A 20,520-nucleotide genomic window follows, 5' to 3' on the forward strand; every position below is an offset into this window, starting at 1 on the left:
GTCGGACTCCGCAACGGGGACACGTTCCCGGTATCTTATTCGACTACCGCTACCGAGGTCAGTGGGGTCGGGACCTATGCAATTACGTCAAACGTGACGGATTTGGACAATAAACTCAAGAACTACGAGGTGCAATCCGTTCCCGGCACGCTTGCCGTAACGAAAGCGCCGCTAACCGTGACGGCTGATAATCAAACGCGAGAATACGGCGAAGTTAATTCCGACTTCACGGGCACGAGCGTAGGTCTTCGCAACGGGGATACATTCCCGGTGTCTTATTCGACTTCCGCTACGTCGGACAGCGCCGTCGGCAAGTACGACATTATCCCGTCCGTCGCGGATCAGGGAGGCAAGCTGGCGAATTACGAGGTCCAGACGGAGAAGGGACAACTGACGATCACGAAGGCGCCTTTTACGGTGACGGTCGATGATAAAACGCGCGAATACGGAGATCCGAATCCTATCTTCACAAGTACTAGTGTTGGTCTTCGCAACGGGGATACATTCCCGGTATCTTATTCGACTTCCGCTACGGCGGACAGCGCCGTCGGCGAGTACGACATTATCCCGACCGTCGCGGATCAGGGAGACAAGCTGGCGAATTACGAGGTCCAGACGGAGAAGGGGCAGCTGACGATCTCCAAGGCGCCTTTTACGGTGACGGTCGATGATCAAACACGCGAATACGGAGATCCGAATCCCGTCTTCACGAGTACCAGTGTCGGTCTCCGCAACGGAGACACGTTCCCGATAACTTATTCGACCGAGGCTGCGGCACGTAGCGCCGTGGGTCAGTATGACATAACCCCGACCGTTGCGGATCAGGGGGGCAAGCTGTCGAATTACGTAGTCCAGACGGAGAAGGGGAAGCTCACGGTTACCCAAGCGCCGCTAACGATTCGGCCTGCCGATGCCAGTCGGTTATACGGCGAAGTTAACCCTGCGTTCACGGGAACGCTCGACGGGCTGAAAAATTCGGATGACATCCCCGTCGCTTATACGACGGCGGCCACTGCCGAAAGTCCCGTTGGGGATTATTCCATTACATCGGCTGTGACGGAGCCGGACGGAACGGCGAGCAATTATCGGATTACGTTGCAGCAGGGGAGTCTTGCTGTCGGGAAGGCAGAGCTCAGCTTTGCCGCCACGGATGCGGAGCGTGTATACGGACAACCGAACCCGTCATTAACCGGAACGTCTTCCGGGCTTAAGAACGGCGATGCGATCACGGCCGACTATACCACCGCCGCCTCGGAGGCCAGCTCCGTCGGCAGCTATGAGATCAAAATCGGCCTGAACGATCCGGATGGCAGGCTGGCCAATTATAACGCAACGCTCGTTCCGGGCACGTTGACCGTTACGAAAGCGAGCTTGCTGGTCACTCCTCATAACGCTGTCCGCTGGACCTCTCACCCGAATCCGGATCTGACCGGGGCGCTATCAGGCCTGGCCAATCAAGACGAGATAACGGCGCGGTACCGTTCAATCGCGGTCGAGGACAGTCCTGCAGGGGAATATCCGGTCACGGCGGAACTCGACGATCCGGACGGCAAGCTGAGCAATTATGACGTTCAATTGATGGAAGGAACGCTTAAGGTATACGATCCGCCGCGCATCGGGTTCTCGGGTTCGGACGGACCGCATGAGGTGACGGGAGATATCGCGCTGCCTTCGCAAGACGCCGAAGGGTACGAGGTCGTCTGGACGTCGTCCTCCCCTGATACGGTGGTCACCGCTACCGGGAAGGTCAATCGTCCTGCATTCGTGCCCGGAGATTCGGGCGATGTCCGCGTTATAGTAACCGCGGAGACGAGGATAGACGGTTCGGATTACTCGGTCGAGTATGAGATCGTAGTCAAAGAAGCCGATTTGACGAATGAACAAGCAGTGGAGTGGGACTTGGATGCATTAGAAATCGGCTATGCGGATGGTGATAGCACGGATCAGGTGACGGGTCCTCTGCAGCTTCCGGTTACCGGAGAATGGGGCAGCGACATCATTTGGACATCATCCCGTCCGAATATCGTAAATGCGGAGTCCGGAGAAGCGAGCCGGCCCGCTTACACGGAAGGAGATGTTTCCGTCGAGCTGACGGCGACCGTAACGAAAGGCACGGTAAGCGGGACGAAGAAGTTTGCGGTCCGGGTGCTTCGCCTCGATCCCGTCGCGGTGAGCTTGCATACGGATCTATCCCGGTACACGATGATTTACGGTCAAGAGAAAACCATTGAGGTTACGGCAACGTATTCGGACGATACCGTCAGGAGCCATCTATCCGGGGTAACCTATACCGTGCTTGACGCTTCGATCGTCGAGGTCGATTCGAACGGGCGAGCGCAAGCTAAGACGCCAGGCACGACCAAGGTGACGATAGGCTATGAAGGGCTGACCATCGAGGTCGAGCTGACGGTTTACCTGCCGTATACGGGCACGCCTCAAAATCGTCCGACCGCAACGATCATCCGGCCCGACGGGACGGAGACGACCGTCGACATCGGAATCGACCGGATAGAGGAAGGCGTCGTGACGATTAAAGAATCCGGCATGGTTATACTGGGTCAAACGACAGTCGACAAATTGCTTGCCATGAATCCGGAGGCGGCGCTCCTCCTTCAAGGAGACAGCGCGACGATTGGCGTAAAATTGGCGGGCCTTCAGTCGGCAACGGAGTCGGAAGCTCGGACGACTTGGACGTTCGGGGCGGAACGACTAAGCGAGGCTCCCGAATCCGTTAAGGCGAGCGGATCGCGCAGTGACTTGCTTACGGATTACGTACGTTTCTCGGCCGGCTTGAACGACGAGGTGCCTTTCCAGATGCAAACGCTGCTGCTTGGCGATGGCGAAATGCCGGACGGCGCGGTTCTCGTTCGCATCGACGAGCAGACGGGACAATTCCGATTCGTGCCGGCGAGCTTCGCGATGAAAGACGGACGGTCGGTTGCCGAATTCAAGGTGACTGGCCCCGGCATCTATGCCGTCTTGAACCATCAGGTTTCCTTCAAAGATATGGACGGACATTGGGCGGGCCGGGAAGCCGAGCTCTTGGCTTCCAAATTGATTGTTCAGGGACGTGGCGACGGAGGTTTCGATCCGGAGGGTCGGCTGACTCGCGCCGAAGCCGCGGCGCTGCTCGTACGGGCGCTGGGGCTTCGTCCTACTGCATCGGGCCAGGGGGATGGAACGTTCTACGACACGGCCGGGAAGTGGTACGAGGACGAGGTTGCGGCGGCTTATGGCGCCGGTTTGATTCAAGGTTACGCAGCCGGGGAGTTCCGCCCGGACGAAGGCGTCTCCCGCGAGCAGCTGGCCGTCATGATTATGCGTGCCGTTCGTTCGGCGGGAACGGACTTTGGCAATGCCCGTCAGGGAGTCCGGCTTACCGATGCCGCCGACGTTTCCGATTGGGCCGCGAATGCGGTCCGGGAGGCGGCGGAAGCGGGTATCGTGCAGGGCAACGAGAGGGGAGAATTTCAGCCGAATCGTTCCGTTACTCGGGCCCAAATGGTTGTTATGCTCTACCGGATGTTATCCGGCATGCAGTACATTTAGAATGCCTATGAAAGAGGAAAGGGCCCTGCGCGTCAATCATGATGACGCGCAGGGCCCTTTTGCCATTCTGACTGATCGCAGCGCCTTATCCATGAACCCCTGAATCCTATCACCACGGAATCGAAAATCGGTAGCGGGCGTTCATCCAGGTCAGCGTCCCCGTCAAGATCAGCGCGGCTAGATAGATTAGCAAAGAACAGAGGATCGAAGTGATGACGGACCAAACTTGCGGCATACCCTGGCCGACAACGTAAGTATAGGTCCAGTGTCCGCCGATCGCCATGAGCATGGAGCAGATGCCGACCTTGATATAAGGGCGAATGCTCCAATAAAAGCCGATCGAGCTTGAGATGGACGCAAAGTTCAGGAGCGTCTGCATCACAATGCCGATACCGATGCCGTAGGCAACGCCGCTGATGCCGAATTGGCTGCCTAATACGAAGATCGAGATCCCTCGGAATACGGTGGCGATGACATAGTTCCATAACATCGTTGTCGCGCGGCCGAGTCCGAGCATGATGGCATGAAGCGGGGCGTCGAAATAATGCAGGAAAAACATCGGCGCCAAAATGGCCAGAAGCACGCCTGCTTCGGGCGCGTTGTAGATCAGCGTCGTGAGCGGAGTAGACCATTCGTAGAGGATAACGGTGGCCGGGGCGCCGATTAGAAGTCCCAAGTTGATCGCCTGATTCATCCGTTCATGGATGAGCAGACTGTTTCTGTTCGCCGCAGCCTCGCCAATCGCGGGGATGAGGGCGGTGGACAAGGACTGCGTAATGAAGCTCGGCATAAAAAGGAGCGGGAACGCATAGCCGGCGAGCAGGCCGAACTGCTTCGTCGCCGCAGCCGTCCCAATGCCGGCCAGCGCCAGGCTGGTCGTAATCAGCAAGGGCTGGAACGTGTTGTACAGCGAATGGACGACGCCGTGCCCCGTCGTCGGCAGTCCGATCTGCAGCAGCTCTCCGAGCGTGCGCCGGCCATGCTTGAGGTGGCGCGCCCAGGTCTCGCCCGGCAGCTTGGACTCGCCGTACAACTTGTAGCTTAGAGCCAGGAAAGAGAGGCTGATCAACTCGCTGACGACCGAAGCGGCCATGGCTCCGGCAGCCGCATAAGCAACTCCGTATGGCATCAATAGGTGAACCAATGCAAGTACGATAGCGATCTGGACGGTATGCTCCAGCACATCGGAAGCGGCAATGGTTTTCATCTGCTGCATCCCGCGGAAGTAGCCCTTTAATACGGCCGATACCGCAACGATCGGCGCGATTGGCGTGATCGCAAGCATCGCGTAATAAGCGCGCTGATCGCTTAACAGGATGGAGGCGATCCACTCCGATCCAAGCAAGACGACGGTCGTGAGCGTGACGCTCAAGAAGCCTGTGACAGCAAGCGAAACATGCAGGATGCGCCTTACTTTCTCGCGTTCGCCGCGAGCGTGCGCTTCTGCGACCAGCTTCGAAATCGCGACCGGTAATCCAAGCTCCGTAATCGTAATGACGAGCGGGACGAGCGGATGCGCCATCATCAGGATGCCGATGCCTTCCGCGCCCAGTACGCGAGCGATATACATGCCGCTGATAAAGCCAAGAATGCGGTTGATAAAGGCAGCGGCAGACAAGACCAGCGTACCTCTCATAAACGATTGCCCGTGTTGTGACATGATGGATGTCCTCCTGTTTCTCGAATATTCTAATGTATTCAAAAATCGGAGAAGCATGCGAACAAGCCGGTTGCCGGATAAGCCCGGCAACGCCAAAAGCACCGTACCTTCAGCAGGGACGGTGCTTTTGGGCTGCATATTTATGGGAATTCTTTATTTCGACACGGATTGGAACCACTCGTTAACTTCCTTCGTCACTTGCTCGCCGCCATTGGCTTTCCAATTGGCAACGAATTCGTCGAAGGCGTCAACCGGCAGTTTGCCGTAGATGATTTTGTTAAACGTCTCCAGCTCGGATTGGCGGAGCAAGTTCCACTTCTCGATCATCGCCGGCGTAGCCGCACCAGTAAAGTAGTTTTGCTTGCGGATGTCGATTTGGTCCATGACGACTTTCGCCGCGTACCAGTTCTCAGGTTTGCGGAATGTCTCCTGCTGCTTCTCGTAAGGCGTCTCCGCCTTCTCGCCGTTCGCGAGCTTAACAAGCGACTCCATGTAGAGGCCGGGAATACGTGCCGGTCCGGTGATGAACGGGAACTTATCAAAGAAATCTTTGATCTTTTCTTTGTCGTTGGTTGGCTGGCCATCGATGATATCCCAGTCGTAGCCTTGGGCGAAACCGTATTCGTAAGGGCTGCCTACTGCTGGATTGGCCAAGTTGTCGAGCAAATAGTTGTAGTACAAAATAATGGCTTCCGGATGTTTTGCGTCTTTATTGATCATAAAGCTGCTGTTGACGCCGGAGTTCTGCCATTTGGTGCCGATCAAGCCGTCCGGTCCTGCAGGAATCGGGTATGCTTTGTATACCGATCCCGGCACGTTATTAATCAAATCCGGTGCCGGCCAGTCCGGAACCCAGTTCGCGCCAGGCAAGACGCCGGCGTTGCCTTTGGTCCAGATTTCAGCCGATTTGCCTTCGTCCCATAGCGCGGAGTCCGGGTGAATGTAGCCTTTGTTCATCCATTCCTGCAGCTTGGCCAGCGCCTGCTTGGCGCCAGCATTCACGGAACCGTATTCCAGGTTGCCGTTCGCGTCCAGGTTCCATTGCTCTTGCACGGCGCCGTAGGCGCCGAACAGCCAGTCCAGTCCGCCCATCCAGGTATTGGTGTTGTTTTTCAAGGAGATCGCCAGCGGATAGACGTCTTTCGGAGCCAATCCGTCCGGGTTCTCGTTTTTAAATTTATCCATAATGACTTCGAGCTCGGCAATGGTGGTCGGAGCCTGGAGCTTCAGCTTCTGCATCCAGTCTTCGCGGAGCCATAGCAGCGTGTCGTCATTGTCGGTGTATTCCATGATCGGAAGGTTCCACTTCTTGCCGTCCTTCGTGAACGGGTACCACAGCTCAGGATTGTTCGCGGCATGCTCCTTCCAGATCGGGCTGGCGTATTTTTCGAACAGCTCGTCGACCGGAATGAACTGCTCGGAATCGATTAGTTGGTTCGTCAATACCGGGTCGGTAGGGACGAATACGAAGTCCGGCAGCTTCTCGCCCGATGTCAGGGCAAGCTGAAGCTGCTGTTTGTATTGATCCGCGCCGGCAGGATACCAGGTGCCCTTGTGCTTCATGCCGAGCGTCTCTAGCATCCAACGGTCATGAACGTTGTTTTCGTTGGTTTCGCCTTTCGTATATTCCTTCGGCATAATAACCGTGCTGATCTCGATCGGCGGATCGTATTTGCCTTTGTCGAATGCGGCATCGGATTCGGACGTCGCGGCGCCCGGACTAGCCTTAGGGTCGGCCGCACTCCCGCTGTTATCGGCATTGCTGCTGCATGCCGATGCGATGAGCGTCATCGCGACAAGCGGCAGCCATAACTTCTTCATGTTCCCCATTTCGAATATCCCCCTGCTGTGTAAGATGTGGTTACAATAGCTACTTTACCAACAGGCACGCGGGGTCTTCTATAGGATTTTCTCAGTTTCCATAGGACTCTGTCATGTTGTTAGTGACCTTCGCGGAATTCTTGCGGCGTCTGTCCGTACTGCTTCTTGAACACTTTGATGAAGTAGGCGGGGTCCAAATAACCGATCTCCATGCTGATCTCGTACACCTTCTTATCGGTCGTCTTCAGCTTGTGGCAAGCCGTCTCCATGCGGAGTCGGTAGACAAAATCGCTGACCCCTTCGCCGGTCTCGATCTTGTACAGCTTGGAGAGATGCGTCGGATGCAGATTGACATGATCGGCAAGGGCGCGCAGCGAGACGTCGAGATGCAGATTCGCTTCGACGAAGCTCTGAATTTTCCTGACGTAGACGGAACGTATGTCCTTGACATCGTTCGAAGCCGTCTCTTTCAGCTTGCCCAGCGCGCCAAACGCCCAATTGCGGAGCTTGCCGATCGAAGCAAATGCTTCTCCGGTACGCAGGAGCTCGATGTCCCCGCCAAGAAGACCTTGCAGCGTATGGCCGTGGCGATGGCAGTAGTTCGTAAAGGAGGAGGCGATCAGATACCCGGCCTCCAGACAATGCTCCCAGGAATCGGACCATCTCTCGTCGAGCTCCGCGAATACTTCCGTCAGCTTCTCCTCGGCGGACTCCCATCTTCCGGCCTCGAGCAGGGCCCCCAGAACTGGCGGCGCATGGATGACATCAAGCACCCCGTTTGTCGCTCCGCCGCCCAAGTCGCCCGCGCGGATAACGAATTCTCTTTCGTCCCCGACAATCTGCCTGAAGTAGGCCAGCGCATGGCGGTACCGATCCGACAGCTTGTTCGGGAAGTCGAAGGAGTCCGTCATGACGATGGACAAGGAACCGTTTAAATATTGTTTCACCTTCGCTTGCAGGTGCATGGCAGCCTTCTCCAGACTGCTTTCTTTGCCCGCAATCGCCGGATTCTCTTTGAACTGAAGCAGGAAGGCCAGATAACCGTGTTCTTCCTTCACGCCCCACGCGTGCGCGAAATCGCCGAATATCTCCTCGGCTATATTCATGATGGCGTATTCCATCAGATGCTGGCCGTTGTTGCGGTATTGTCCGAATTCCTCTTCCATGCGGACAAGCATGAGCGCGCATTCCCCGAAGCGGTAGGGAAGCCCGTAACTATCGAGCCGCCGCTCCCACTCGTCTAGCGGCAGTCTCTCTCCGCGAAAGGCGCTCAGCAGAAGCTGCCCGCGCAAGAACGGCATATTTTCCCGCAGAATATGCCGGGTACGCTCGAGCGAACTGACCGTTCCCCACTCGGTTTCCAATTGCTCAATGGCCAGCTTGACCGCTCCGAGCAATTCTTGATCCGTAGGAGGCTTGAGCAAATAATCCACGGCTTGGTTGCGCAGCGCTTCCTTGGTATATTCGAAGTCGGAATATCCGGACAAAATGATGCATTTTACCCTTTGATCGGACTCGCGGATTTTCTCCATGAGCTCGATTCCGGTCATCTCCGGCATAAGCACGTCGGAGATCACGATATCGATGGGATGCGACTCCATGATTTGCAGCGCCTCCTGCGCGGAATACGCTTTATGAACGACATCAATGCCCAGCGTATGCCAAGGCTTGGTCGTGGATAGATTGTCTACCCAGTGGGCTTCGTCGTCAACGATGATCATTTGCATGTACTTGTTCTCCTCCTTGTGCGTATGGAACCGGCCCCGCGTCAGCGGAAGGAAGCTCCCATATCATCTCCGTCCGGAGTCCGCCCAGCCCCGATTTCGTAAATGCGATCCGGGATTTCCCGCCGAATTGATGCATGATCCGCTGATTCGTATTCCAGAAGCCATATCCCGTATCATCCTGGAGCGGCTGCCTCATCTTGTGGTTCAGCACGTCTAATTGCTCCTCGGACATCCCGGGGCCGTCATCCTCCACATAAAGCTTGCAGAACCCGCCCGACATCTCGCCGGTGATGCGAATCTCTCCGGACGAGTAGGTTTTGCCGACGCCGTGGATGACGGCGTTCTCGACGATCGGCTGAAGCATGAGCCTTGGAACATGCTGCTTAAGCATCTCCTCGGGTATATCGATATGGTAATGAATGCGTCCATTGCGGAGCTTCTGAATATCCAGATAATTGACGATCAACTGAACCTCCTCGCTCAAGGAGGCGGTGGGACGTTCCAAACGGGTCATATACCGGTAGTAGGCGCTTAAATTGTGACCCATCGAAACGACGGCCTCTTCTTCCTTCATTTGGGCCATGTTAATCATGTATCCGATGCAATTGTACAGAAAATGCGGGTTAATCTGGGCCTGCAGCTGCTTTAACGTTGCTTCCCGCGCCTGCAGCTTCTCCTTCAGGACGTTTTCGATCAACTCTTGAATTTGGTTGGACATATCGTTGAACCGGTAAAACAGGAAGGCGAATTCGTTGTTGACGTTCGAGTTCATCCTGACCGAGAAGTCGCCCCGCTGCACGCTTTGCAAGCCGAGTATGAGCTTGCGGATGGGACGCTGCACGTTGCGGTACAAGAGCACGGAAGCGGATATGCCTACCGCGAATAGCAGCGCCATCGCCGCGTAGAACAGGTTGCGGCTAAACGAGATCGGTCCGAGAATGCGGTCGAGCGGCACGATGTCCACCAAATGCCAGCCCAATGGGGCGGACACTACCGAGCTGACGAGGTACCGCTTATCGTCGAGCTCCACGACTTCCTGCATGGTATCTCCCAGCTCCTGTTCGTCCAGCAAGCGGACCAACTGATTCGCGAGCTCCGCATCGGCGCTTCGATTAAGGATTAAAGCCTCGCCCTTGCGATAGAGCATGGGATCGCCTTGCCCGCCCGCCTTATAGGTATCTAGCATATTCTGGATGTTGGCTGGATAGAAGCTGGCTTGTACGACCAGATTGCTGCCGGTAAGCGAGCCTTGCTGCCCGAACGAGTCGGCATAGAACCAATGAAATGCCTTCGGCTGCTCGGGTGTTGCGGTCGTCCCGTCTCCGTACAGCCATCTGCCCGTCCCGTTCCGTCTCAAATAATCTTCGTCGTACACCGCTATGCTGTCCGTATTGGAGAGCGCCTCTTTGTTCTGCTGCGAGTAGACGGTGAACTGCACCGGCCAAATGTTCATGACGCCGGATTGCAGCGCCATTTTCTCCTGAATGACATATCTCGTCTGCATGCGGTCGTACAGATCGTCCCAGACATTAAGACCATTAAACTTCTGGACGTTCGGGTCCTTCGAGAAGGTCAGGACGAAGTCCATCGTCTGGTCGACGCGCGACTCGATCTGACTGGACAGGAACGAAAGCTGCTTAATATTCGACGACTTGAGCTCCTTGTCGATAACGTTCGAGGAGACGCCGTTGGAGTAGGCAAAAAAAAGGATAACCGGGACGAACAGGATGATAAGCAGCCCGTTTATTTTTGCGAACAAACTCATTTTGGAACTTACTTTTTGTCTGACCATGCTTATGCCTCTTCCGAGCCCCATTACCGATACTCCCTCCGCAATTTCCATAACAAAACCCTATCGATCCTAACAATGTCCTATAGTTCGGTTATCGTACCTGTTGCTATTATATAAAGCAAGACTACGACCCGGATACAAGAAATGTTTAGAAAGGGAGAGAACCATGGACTCAATGACTTCAACAGATCCCAATCGCAGGGCCAAAAGGAGAGCGGGAAAAAGAACGGGATACCGGGTGCCTTGGGTATTGCATCTGATGGTGCTGCCTGCCGTGCTGTCCGTTTTCGTCTTTTCCTATCTGCCGATGGGAGGCATCGTGATGGCCTTCCAGGACTACAAAGCGAGCTTGGGGTTTACCGGTTCTCCGTTTGTCGGCCTGAAGCACTTCCGATACATGTTCGAGAATGATTATTTTATGAAAATAACGATGAATACGCTCATATTCGCCTGCTCCAAGATCGTATTGAACCTCATTATTCCGTTCTTGTTCGCCTTGCTGCTGAACGAAGTGAGGAATATGGGCTTCAAACGATCGATTCAGACGCTGGTGTACTTGCCGCACTTTCTATCATGGGTGACGCTTGGCGGCATCCTGATCGATCTGCTTGCGCAGACAGGCATCGTCAATCAACTGCTCATGTTTTTGTTCGGCACCAAACCGATCTTTTTCCTCGGAGACGGCACCTGGTTCCGCCTGACGATTATCTTTAGCGATGTCTGGAAGGAGTTCGGCTTCAATACGATTATTTTCCTCGCTGCGTTATCCGGCATCAACCCGGCTCTGAACGAAGCGGCGGAAGTCGACGGCGCAAGCCGGCTTAAGCAAACGCTGCATATTACGATTCCGTCGCTCACGCCCATTCTTATCGTGGTCGCCACGCTGGCGCTCGGCAACGTGCTGAACGCGAACTTCGACCAGGTGTTCAACCTGTATAGCCCGATGATCTATCAGCAGGGCGATATTATTGACACGTTTGTTTACCGCGAAGGTCTGCTCAGCGGCCAATTCAGCTTTGCGACGGCGGTCAGCCTGTTCAAGTCGATGATCAGCCTGGTGCTTATCGTCATATCGTACCGCTTGGCCTACCGATACGCGGGTTACCGCATTTTCTAGCTATGAACGACCGAATTTGCTTAATTGGGAAGGGTGATCCGCGTGTACCATAAAACGCTGTCTTACCGTATCTTCAGCGTATTCAATTACATTCTGCTTGCGATAGTCTCCATAGGCTGCTTGCTGCCGCTGTACCATCTGCTTATGGTGTCCTTCAGCGATACTTCCGCGGCGAACGCGGGACTCGTGACGCTCTGGCCCATCGGATTTACATGGGATGCCTACGCCCAGACGTTCGGCAACGACAACTTCGTCACATCGCTTTGGGTTTCGCTTAAGAGAACGGTTCTCGGAACGGCGCTTGCTCTGGCCGTGAATTCGGTTGCCGCCTACGCGCTCTCGAAGGACAACCGCGTATTCCGCGGCAGGAACGTTTATCTCTGGTATTTCGTCATCACGATGCTCTTTAGCGCGGGACTCGTGCCCGGCTACATCCTGATTTTGAAGCTGGGCTTGCTTAACAACCTGCTTGCGCTCATCCTGCCGGGTCTCGTGGCGGTCTACAATATTATTTTGCTGCTTAATTTCTTCCGGTCGGTGCCCAAGGAGCTCGAGGAAGCAGCCTTTATCGATGGAGCGGGATACTTCCGCAGCTTCGTCTCCGTCTTCCTCCCGGTATCGTTGCCGGCGATCGCGACCATCGCTTTGTTTACGATGGTAGGCCATTGGAACGCTTATTTCGACGGCCTCATCTATATGAAGGGCGTGGAAAATCTGCCGCTTGCGAGCTTTATGCAGACGTTAATCGTGCAAGGGAGCACGACGGGATTCGATCCGAGCGTCATCGCCAATATGTCGCAGCGAACGCTGAGAGCATCCCAGATCTTTATCAGCGCCTTGCCGATTCTGCTCGTCTATCCGTTCCTGCAGCGTTTCTTCGTAAAAGGCATCGTCATCGGCGCCGTCAAGGAGTAGACAGGTTCTACTATCCAGAGATAACGCAAGGGTGACCGTTCGTTCAAGAGCGGTCTATAGATCGCAAGAAGAGCCGCTTCCTTGACAGGAACGGCTCTTCTTGCGATTGTTCCGTATATTATGTACGCTATCCGATATACTTTCAGGTAGGAGATGAACAAGGATGGCGGACCAAAGCGTATTGCAGACGCTGCGTTTGAACTATTTATTTTCGGAGCAATATTCGTTTCCTATTAATTGGACGTACTTCGAATCGACCATACCGTACGCGATGATCCGGTTGATTCGCAAAGGAAACGCTACGTTTGTCATCGATGATACAGTTTATCAGCTGCAGAAGGACGATATTATCTATATCCCGCAAGGCTGCAAGCTTCAGTGCGAGGCGCATACCGATGATTTTACTTTCATCAGCATCCGGTTTACGGCGGCGTTCCCGTCCAGCGACATCGATATGTGGTCCAAGCTGGTCGGCTACGATATGAAGACCCAGTGCCAAGATCCGCAAATCATCTACTATTTTAATTGCATCATTCGGGAAAGGGACAGCTCGAAGCTAGGCAAGTTTTTGTTGCTCAGAGGGTATTTGGAGCTCATCCTGGCTTATTTGATCGACTCCTCGGACGGATCTGCTCCGGAGAGAACGGCGAAGCCGAGGACGGTCAATACGGACAATAAAAATGATAATCGAGCCCAGTTTATTGTTGATTATATGATCAATCATTATGATACGGCTCTTAACATAGAGGAGCTTGCCAGGATGGTCAATGTCAGCTCAACGACGCTCAGAAGACTGTTCAAGCAGCACACCGGCAAGACGCCGAGCGAGTTTCTGCTGGATTTGAAGATGATGGTTGCCGCCAAAAAAATCGTGGAAACCAACGAGCGGATATCCGATATCGCGTATATGGTCGGCATTCATGATCCGAATTATTTTACTCGGATATTCAAAAAAAATTTTGGAGTTACTCCCTATACTTACCGCGAACGTGTGAGAGGCTTGTAAGGATTCCATCAATAGTGATCGATTTGTGCTACTTATGGTCGGTTTGCTATGTTTAAACTCCTCTTTTTTTTCGTTATTGTTAATAGTGTAAGCGGTGCCGAAAATTGTTGAATGAGGTAATGACGCGGGAAAAAGGGGTGTTTTCGAGCGGCCGAAGGAGATGCCTTTTTTTTAGGCTACTTTTCCGGATTTGGAAAACCAGCATTTTTCGGTAGTGCGAATGATTGGAAATCTGTTTGATTTGTACGAATCCATAACAGAAAGAGGTCATGATTGATGAGAAGAAAAATGACGATGATGATGTTCGCCTTCGTAATGGCGTTCAGCGCAGCTTGCGGCAATGGGGGCGGCAATGGCGGGGAGTCTTCAAACGCTTCCGGTGATCATGCGGAAGCCGAGCAAGAGCTGAAAGGCGAGATCGTACTGTGGCATTCCTTCACTCAGGGTCCCCGCAATGACTTCATGAAAAAAGCAGCTGATGAATTTATGGCGGCGCATCCGGGCGTTAAAATTACGATTGAAACATTCGCTTGGGCGGAGTTCTATACCAAGTGGACGACTGGACTGCTGTCAGGCCAAGTACCGGACGTTAGCACGGCGCTTCCGAACCACGTCGTAGAGATGCTGGATGCCGATGCGATCATCCCGATTGACGACGTTATAGACAATATCGGCAGAGACCGCTTTTACGAAGCGCCGCTTAAGGAAGGCAGCATGGACGGCAAAAGCTATTCAATCCCGTTATACTCCCATGCGCAAGTCATGTGGTACCGCAAGGATCTGCTGGAGAAGGCCGGCCTCGAAGTTCCTAAGACATGGGCCGAGCTGAAGGAAGCGGCCGTGAAGCTGAGCAGCCCGCCGGACGTGTACGGTATGTCAGTGCCTATGGGAATCGGCGACATGTTGTCCACGCGCTTCCTGAATTTCTATGTCCGTTCCGCTGGCGAAACGCTCATAACGGAGGACGGAAAAGCGAATTTGACGAGCCAGGCGGCGATCGACGGCATCAAATATTGGACGGATCTGTACAAGGCCGTATCGCCGACGGGTGCCCTGAACTTTAAGACGCTGGATCAATCGACGTTGTTCTACCAAGGCAAGACGGCATTCGACTTTAACAGCGGCTTTCATATCGGAGGTGTAGAGACGAACTCGCCTGCGCTTCTGGATCATATCGATGCGGCGCCGATTCCGAAGGTGAACGCTTCCGATCCTGACCAAGGCATCGAGACGTCCAACATTCCGATGGTCGTATGGAAGGAAAGCAAACATCCGGAGATCGCGAAGGCGTTCGTGGAGAGCCTGTACGAGAAAGAGGAGTACATCAAGTTTCTGCATTCAGTACCGGCGGGCATGCTGCCTGCGCTGAAAGATATCGCGGAGGAGCCGGCGTATCTTGCCGATCCGACGATCGAGAAATTCGGCAATGCCGTAAAGATTATCGGCGAAGCCGTGGATAAAGGGACGGCTATCGGCATGGAGAACGGTCCGACGCTGCAATCCGGCATCATTACGAGCCAGAGCATTATCGAGACGATGTTCCAGGATATCGTTCTGAAAAACGAAAAGGTGGAGGAAGCCGCGGCCCGCGGAGAGAAGCAACTGAACGACCTCTTCCGGGTGGCTCAATAACGTATAAGCATAACGGAATAACGGAGGATGCGCATCCTCCGTTTCCTCCCTACACCGAGGAAAGGAGAGCGAGTGATGAAAGGCAACAGCTTGAAGCCCAAAAGCATAAACGTCACGGGACTGCTCTTCATCTTGCCGGCGGTTCTCATCGTCGTGCTCCTGCTGATTTACCCGATATTCTCCAGCATCTATTTCAGCTTCACTTCGAAGCACTTGCTCAGAGCGACCTATGACTGGGTATGGCTGGATAACTTCAAGTTCGTATTGACCAACTCCGATTTCTATATAGCATTCGCCAATTCCATCAAGTGGACGGCGTTTTCCATCGTAGGACAGCTGCTTATGGGCTTTGCCCTTGCGCTAGCACTGAACAAAATTCCGAAGTATTCCGGAGTATTCCGCACGCTTCTTATTATTCCATGGGCGTTCCCGGCGATTGTCATCGCGTTCTCATGGAAATGGATTTTTAATGACGTATACGGCTTTGTGCCGAATATGCTGACGAAGCTCGGCGTGACCGAGCACAACATAAATTTCTTCGCCGATCCGAACTTCGTATTCGGAGCGGTCGTATTCATCAACATTTGGTTTGGCACACCGCTCTTCATGGTGAACATCCTGTCCGCGCTCAAGACGATTCCGATGGAGCAATACGAAGCGGCCGTCATGGACGGAGCTACTGCATGGCAATCGTTTTGGTCCATTACGGTCCGCCATATACGGGGTGTTATCGGCCTGCTGCTCATCTTGCGCACGATCTGGATATTCAATAACTTTGACCTGCTCTATCTGATAACGGGCGGAGGTCCATCGAACTTGACCACAACGCTTCCGATCTTCGCGTACAAGGCGGGATGGGGGATGAAGCAGCTCGGCGTCGCTTCGGCGATTACGGTCATCCTGCTCATATTCTTGCTCATGATCTGTATGCTGTTATTCAGGCTTCTTAACAAATGGGAGAGGGAGGATCACTAATATGAGAACAGTAGGCAGAAGCAGAATGGGCATTAGCATGCTGTATGTCTTTCTTATCTTGGCATCTATTGTTGCGGTCTTCCCCCTCCTATGGATCATTCTCTCGTCGTTTAAAACGTCGGGCGAGATGGCCAGCAATCCGCTCGCCTTCTTCCCGGAGAAGTGGACGTTCGACTATTACAAGAGAGTCATGACGAATCTGAATTTCGGCACCAATATTAAAAACAGCGTGATCGTCTCCCTGCTGGCGACGGCTATCACGATTGTCATTTCATCCCTCGCCGCTTACGGCATCGTACGTTTTTTCCCGCGTGCGGGGAAAAAGATGACGAAGCTGCTCATTACGACGTATATGTTCCCGCCGATCCTGCTCGCAGTTCCATATTCCATCATTATCATAAAAATCGGTCTGGTGAACAGCTTTACGGGACTTGTCATTACGTACTTGTCCTTCTCGATTCCTTACGCGATATGGATGCTCATCGGGTTCTTCCAAACCGTTCCGCTGGAAATCGAGGAAGCAGCCAAAGTGGACGGAGCGGGCAAGATGCGCGTATTCCTGCAGGTTGTGCTGCCGGTCGTATCACCGGGCATCGTGGCGACGGCCATCTATACGTTCATCAATACCTGGAACGAATTTCTGTTCGCATTGCTGCTTATTAACACTTCCGCCAAAATGCCGATTTCCGTTGCCCTCTTCTCATTGACGGGCTCCGAAATATTGGATTGGGGCGAAATGATGGCAGCATCGGTCATTGTCATATTGCCTTCCGTCGTGTTCTTTATGATCATCCAGAAGAAGATTGCTGGCGGTCTGGCGGACGGATCTGTCAAGTAAGACCTATACACCTAAATAGAGCGTGCATCATGGAGAGGAGAAGTTTGACATGAAAACAATTAAATACGGGATCGTAGGCACAGGATATTTCGGAGCTGGACTGGGCAGGCTGCTGCATGCTCAAGAAGGGGCAGAGGTTGTGGCGGTATACGATCCCGCTCATGCTGGACCTATCGCTGAAGAGTTGGGCTGCGACATGGAGGCGAGCGTTGAATCGTTATGCCAAAGAGCGGACATCGACGCCGTCATCGTAGCTTCCCCGAACGGTTACCACAAACATCCGGTGCTCTGCGCGGCAGAGAATGGCAAGCATGTGTTCTGCGAGAAGCCGATCGCTCTAAGCTATGACGATTGCAACGACATGATCGCGAGAACGAAGGAGAAAGGGCTGATCTTCATGGCCGGCCACGTCATGAACTTCATGGATGGCGTACGTACGGCCAAGAAGTTGATCAACGATGGCCGAATCGGCGAGCTCCTGTTCTGCCACGCGGAGAGAAACGGCTGGGAGGAGCCGCAGCAAGAGGTAAGCTGGAAGAAGCTGCGCCATATTTCCGGCGGACATTTGTACCATCACATCCATGAGCTCGATTTCATCCAGTTTCTAATGGGGCCTGCGGAGCGCGTCAGCATGATCGGCGGCAACGTAGCTCACCAAGGCGAGCAATTCGGCGATGAGGACGATATGTTGTTCATCTCGCTTGAGTTCGCGGGCAACCGCTTCGCGACGCTGCAATACGGTTCCGCCTTCCGCTGGAGCGATCATTACGTAAAAATACAAGGCACCAAAGGCGCCATTTTAATCGATATGCAGGATGTAAAAGTCGTGTTGAAGACGCCCGAAGGCGAAGAGCGGTTCCTGTTGCATGAGAGCAAAGAGGTGGACGAGGATCGTACCCGCATCTACAAAGGACTGGAGATGGACGGAGCGATCATGTATGGTAAACCTAGCGCGACGCCTCCAAAGTGGCTGCATGGCATTATGAAGAAGGAAATGGCGTATTTCCACGGGATTATGCAAGGCGTCGAAGCGGAGGAAGAATTTAAGCCGTTGCTGGACGGCACGGCTGCCAGAGCGGTCATCGCGACAGCGGACGCCCTCACGAAGTCGCTGCGGGAAGACCGGAAAGTCAGCGTGAAGGAGATTATGGAGAAGGAAGCCGTGGCGAAATGATCTACGATAAAATGACGAACGCGGGGATATATGCCTTCCAACATCCTGGACTCGCAAGCGCGATGGAGGATTTGAGATTCAATCTGCTCGGACAAACGGATTCGGATGCCTTCAGCAAAAATACCGCGCAGTTCGTTACGGTTCCGAAGGAGCGGAAGCAATACGAAGCGCATAAAAAATATATCGATATCCACATTGTGCTGGAGGGCAAAGAGTATATCGAGGTTAGCCACATCGGTGCTCTCGTCAATGAAACGGCTTATGACGAAGAGAGAGATATTTGGTTCGGCGAAGTACAGGCGGATTCAAAGCTGAAGGGAATGCTTGAGCCCGGCTACTTCCTGATCTGCTTCCCGGAAGACACGCATTTGGTCGGCGCGCATGAACAGCATGAAGAGGAAGTTAAAAAGATCATCTATAAGATCTCTGTGTAGAGGTAACCGATATATTCAGAATTTTCTTGAAATAAAGGAAAGGCCGTGACGGGAAATGCAACGATATATTGCGCTTGATGTTGGAGGTACAGAGATCAAGTACGCCGTTATTGACAATAACGCAAACCTAATCGTACACGACCGGATGATGACGCCTCAGGGGAATGCCCGTCTCCGGATCACGGCACAGGCGGCCGGTATAATCGCGCATTTGCTCCAGCATTACAAGGACGTGCAAGGCGTTGGAATCAGCACCGCCGGGGTTGTCGATCCCAAGAGCGGGGAAATTGTGTTCGCGGGAGGCACGATACCCGATTATAAGGGGGCCAATCTCAAAGCGATGGTGGAGGATCGGTTCGGTTTGGCGGCGCTTGTGGCCAACGACGTGAATGCAGCAGCTTGCGGAGAGAAGTGGATGGGAGCTGCCAAAGGCTGCGACAGCTTCTTCTGCCTAACACTTGGTACCGGCATTGGCGGAGCTTTGTATTGGGGAGGCTCCCTCGTCATGGGCGAGCATTACCGGGCGGGCGAGCTAGGGCACTCTCTGTACGACAAATCCACGGGAACAACGTACGAGCAGCGGGCTTCCATGTCCGCCTTGATGCGTCGGGCAAAGGATGAGCTTGGAGGGTTCTCCGGCTGTGGGCATGTGCTGTTCCAAGAGGCGCGAGGCGGCAATGAGGCGTATGACGCCTTGATCGAGAGCTGGGCGGAGGAGATCGCGAAGGGTATCGCCCAAGTAGCCCTTATAGCCGATCCGGCTATGATCGTGATCGGCGGCGGCGTATCGGAGCAAGGCGATTATTTGATAAGCAAGATTCGCCGGCATACCCGGAGTTATTTGCCGGAGGGAATATCCGAGACGCCGCTCCGAATGGCCGAGTTGGGCAATCGCGCGGCTTTGTTCGGGGCCGTATATCCTTATTTCATACAAGAACGAGGGAGTTGAGCAAGATGACGGCAGTAGCTGATTTTAAAGGCATATACGTCGCGATGTATTCGGCTTACGATACTGCGGGAGAGGTTAACCGTGAGCGGGTCAAGAAGCTGGCGCGTTATTACGCAGGCAAGGGAATCAAAGGATTGTACGTCGGGGGGAGCTCGGGAGAAGGCATCCTGCAATCGGCGGAGGAGCGCAAGAAGACGCTTGAAGCCGTGATGGAGGAAGTGAAAGGCGAGCTGAAGGTTATCGTGCATGTCGGCGCGAATTCTACCCGCGAAAGCGTGGAATTGTCGAAACATGCCGAGCGCTGGGGCGCGGATGCCATATCGGCGGTGCCCGCGATCTATTACCGGCTGCCGGAAGCGGCCGTGGAGCAGCATTGGCAGCAGATGATCGACAGTACGGGACTGCCGTTCATCATTTATAACATCCCGCAGACGACGGGGTTCCATCTCAGCGCGAGCCTATGTCGCAAGCTGGCGAAGCAGGACAAAGTCATCGGAGTCAAAATGTCAGGCGAAAGCACATTCGAGCTGCAGCAGTTCAAGGAAGCGGGAGGCGAGGACTTCCTCGTGTTCAACGGTCCGGACGAGCAGTTTCTGGCAGGACGAATCATGGGTGCCGACGGCGGCATCGGCGGAACGTATGGCGTTATGCCTGAGCTGTTCTGCGCTTTGAACGAGCTTTACGAGCATGAGAAACTGGCAGAGGCGCAGATCCTGCAAGTGACCATTAACGGCTTCATCAAGAAGCTGCTGGGTTATCCGTCCCTCTATGGAGCATGCAAATATATTTTAAGCTTGCGGGGTATCGAGACGGGCGAGCCGCGCTTGCCGCTTCTGCCGGTTACGCCGGATCATCATGAATCGCTTGCCGCGCTGAATGCCGAGATCGAGGCATCCATCGCAGGCTGCAGATAAGACCAATCTCAGGGCAA

The 20,520-nt window shown here is 54.0% G+C and carries 15 protein-coding genes; 11 read left to right on the forward strand and 4 right to left on the reverse strand.

Annotated features, from left to right (window positions below; translation table 11 throughout):
• A partial coding sequence (locus B1748_RS32520) for an MBG domain-containing protein (protein WP_143810426.1) occupies nucleotides 1-3,549 on the forward strand: 3,549 nt, incomplete at its 5' end.
• 109 nt (nucleotides 3,550-3,658) lie between these two features.
• Here the strand turns inward: B1748_RS32520 and spoVB are convergent.
• From spoVB to B1748_RS32540, 4 genes are all read right to left on the reverse strand, one after another.
• Nucleotides 3,659-5,209 (reverse strand): stage V sporulation protein B, encoded by a 1,551-nt coding sequence (gene spoVB, locus B1748_RS32525; RefSeq protein ID WP_087572133.1) that lies wholly within the window; start codon nucleotides 5,207-5,209, stop codon nucleotides 3,659-3,661.
• A gap of 153 nt (nucleotides 5,210-5,362) precedes the next feature.
• Nucleotides 5,363-7,039 (reverse strand): type 2 periplasmic-binding domain-containing protein, encoded by a 1,677-nt coding sequence (locus B1748_RS32530; protein ID WP_087572134.1) that lies wholly within the window; start codon nucleotides 7,037-7,039, stop codon nucleotides 5,363-5,365.
• 110 nt (nucleotides 7,040-7,149) lie between these two features.
• The gene (locus tag B1748_RS32535) at nucleotides 7,150-8,757 is read right to left on the reverse strand and encodes a response regulator transcription factor (RefSeq protein WP_087572135.1); all 1,608 of its coding nucleotides are present in this window, start codon (nucleotides 8,755-8,757) and stop codon (nucleotides 7,150-7,152) included.
• Nucleotides 8,738-10,549, reverse strand: a complete 1,812-nt coding sequence (locus B1748_RS32540) for a sensor histidine kinase (protein ID WP_256976083.1) — start codon at nucleotides 10,547-10,549, stop codon at nucleotides 8,738-8,740. The genes B1748_RS32535 and B1748_RS32540 overlap by 20 nt, the downstream gene beginning before the upstream one ends.
• A 259-nt stretch (nucleotides 10,550-10,808) precedes the next feature.
• Between B1748_RS32540 and B1748_RS32545 the strand changes: the two genes are divergently transcribed.
• The 10 genes from B1748_RS32545 to B1748_RS32590 all read left to right on the forward strand — a co-directional run bounded on the left by B1748_RS32545 (nucleotide 10,809) and on the right by B1748_RS32590 (nucleotide 20,503).
• A complete protein-coding gene (locus tag B1748_RS32545; RefSeq protein WP_256976089.1) occupies nucleotides 10,809-11,666 on the forward strand; it encodes an ABC transporter permease in 858 nt (285 codons plus the stop codon).
• Nucleotides 11,667-11,708: 42 nt separating this feature from the next.
• Nucleotides 11,709-12,581 carry a carbohydrate ABC transporter permease gene (locus tag B1748_RS32550; RefSeq protein WP_087572138.1) on the forward strand — a complete coding sequence of 291 codons (873 nt, stop codon included), beginning with the start codon at nucleotides 11,709-11,711 and terminating at the stop codon, nucleotides 12,579-12,581.
• Between the two features lie 163 nt (nucleotides 12,582-12,744).
• Nucleotides 12,745-13,587 (forward strand): AraC family transcriptional regulator, encoded by an 843-nt coding sequence (locus tag B1748_RS32555; RefSeq protein ID WP_087572139.1) that lies wholly within the window; start codon nucleotides 12,745-12,747, stop codon nucleotides 13,585-13,587.
• A 276-nt stretch (nucleotides 13,588-13,863) separates the two neighbouring features.
• The gene (locus tag B1748_RS32560) at nucleotides 13,864-15,219 is read left to right on the forward strand and encodes an ABC transporter substrate-binding protein (protein ID WP_218781683.1); all 1,356 of its coding nucleotides are present in this window, start codon (nucleotides 13,864-13,866) and stop codon (nucleotides 15,217-15,219) included.
• 75 nt (nucleotides 15,220-15,294) lie between these two features.
• Complete coding sequence (locus tag B1748_RS32565; protein WP_087572140.1) at nucleotides 15,295-16,194, forward strand: carbohydrate ABC transporter permease; 900 nt, start codon at nucleotides 15,295-15,297, stop codon at nucleotides 16,192-16,194.
• A 1-nt stretch (nucleotide 16,195) separates the two neighbouring features.
• Nucleotides 16,196-17,032, forward strand: coding sequence for a carbohydrate ABC transporter permease (locus B1748_RS32570; protein ID WP_087572141.1), 837 nt, complete (start codon nucleotides 16,196-16,198; stop codon nucleotides 17,030-17,032).
• Nucleotides 17,033-17,081: 49 nt separating this feature from the next.
• Nucleotides 17,082-18,206 carry a Gfo/Idh/MocA family protein gene (locus B1748_RS32575; RefSeq protein WP_087572142.1) on the forward strand — a complete coding sequence of 375 codons (1,125 nt, stop codon included), beginning with the start codon at nucleotides 17,082-17,084 and terminating at the stop codon, nucleotides 18,204-18,206.
• Nucleotides 18,203-18,640, forward strand: a complete 438-nt coding sequence (locus B1748_RS32580; RefSeq protein WP_087572143.1) for a NanQ anomerase/TabA/YiaL family protein — start codon at nucleotides 18,203-18,205, stop codon at nucleotides 18,638-18,640. Before B1748_RS32575 ends, B1748_RS32580 begins: the two co-directional genes overlap by 4 nt.
• 55 nt (nucleotides 18,641-18,695) lie before the next feature.
• A complete protein-coding gene (locus B1748_RS32585) occupies nucleotides 18,696-19,589 on the forward strand; it encodes an ROK family protein (RefSeq protein ID WP_087572144.1) in 894 nt (297 codons plus the stop codon).
• 5 nt (nucleotides 19,590-19,594) lie between these two features.
• Entirely contained in the window at nucleotides 19,595-20,503 is a 909-nt protein-coding gene (locus B1748_RS32590) for a dihydrodipicolinate synthase family protein (protein WP_087572145.1), read from the forward strand.
• Nucleotides 20,504-20,520: the final 17 nt, after the last annotated feature.

The organism is Paenibacillus sp. MY03 (genome assembly GCF_002165585.1).
GTDB classification, from domain to species: domain Bacteria; phylum Bacillota; class Bacilli; order Paenibacillales; family Paenibacillaceae; genus Pristimantibacillus; species Pristimantibacillus agaridevorans.

Bases quoted from the DNA above. Each gene is read 5' to 3' on its own strand.
- spoVB (WP_087572133.1), bottom strand. From the start codon at position 5,209: ATGTCACAACACGGGCAATCGTTTATGAGAGGTACGCTGGTCTTGTCT.
- B1748_RS32530 (WP_087572134.1), bottom strand. From the start codon at position 7,039: ATGGGGAACATGAAGAAGTTATGGCTGCCGCTTGTCGCGATGACGCTC.
- B1748_RS32535 (WP_087572135.1), bottom strand. From the start codon at position 8,757: ATGCAAATGATCATCGTTGACGACGAAGCCCACTGGGTAGACAATCTA.
- B1748_RS32540 (WP_256976083.1), bottom strand. From the start codon at position 10,549: ATGGTCAGACAAAAAGTAAGTTCCAAAATGAGTTTGTTCGCAAAAATA.
- B1748_RS32545 (WP_256976089.1), top strand. From the start codon at position 10,809: ATGGTGCTGCCTGCCGTGCTGTCCGTTTTCGTCTTTTCCTATCTGCCG.
- B1748_RS32555 (WP_087572139.1), top strand. From the start codon at position 12,745: ATGGCGGACCAAAGCGTATTGCAGACGCTGCGTTTGAACTATTTATTT.
- B1748_RS32560 (WP_218781683.1), top strand. From the start codon at position 13,864: ATGAGAAGAAAAATGACGATGATGATGTTCGCCTTCGTAATGGCGTTC.
- B1748_RS32565 (WP_087572140.1), top strand. From the start codon at position 15,295: ATGAAAGGCAACAGCTTGAAGCCCAAAAGCATAAACGTCACGGGACTG.
- B1748_RS32570 (WP_087572141.1), top strand. From the start codon at position 16,196: ATGAGAACAGTAGGCAGAAGCAGAATGGGCATTAGCATGCTGTATGTC.
- B1748_RS32575 (WP_087572142.1), top strand. From the start codon at position 17,082: ATGAAAACAATTAAATACGGGATCGTAGGCACAGGATATTTCGGAGCT.
- B1748_RS32580 (WP_087572143.1), top strand. From the start codon at position 18,203: ATGATCTACGATAAAATGACGAACGCGGGGATATATGCCTTCCAACAT.
- B1748_RS32585 (WP_087572144.1), top strand. From the start codon at position 18,696: ATGCAACGATATATTGCGCTTGATGTTGGAGGTACAGAGATCAAGTAC.
- B1748_RS32590 (WP_087572145.1), top strand. From the start codon at position 19,595: ATGACGGCAGTAGCTGATTTTAAAGGCATATACGTCGCGATGTATTCG.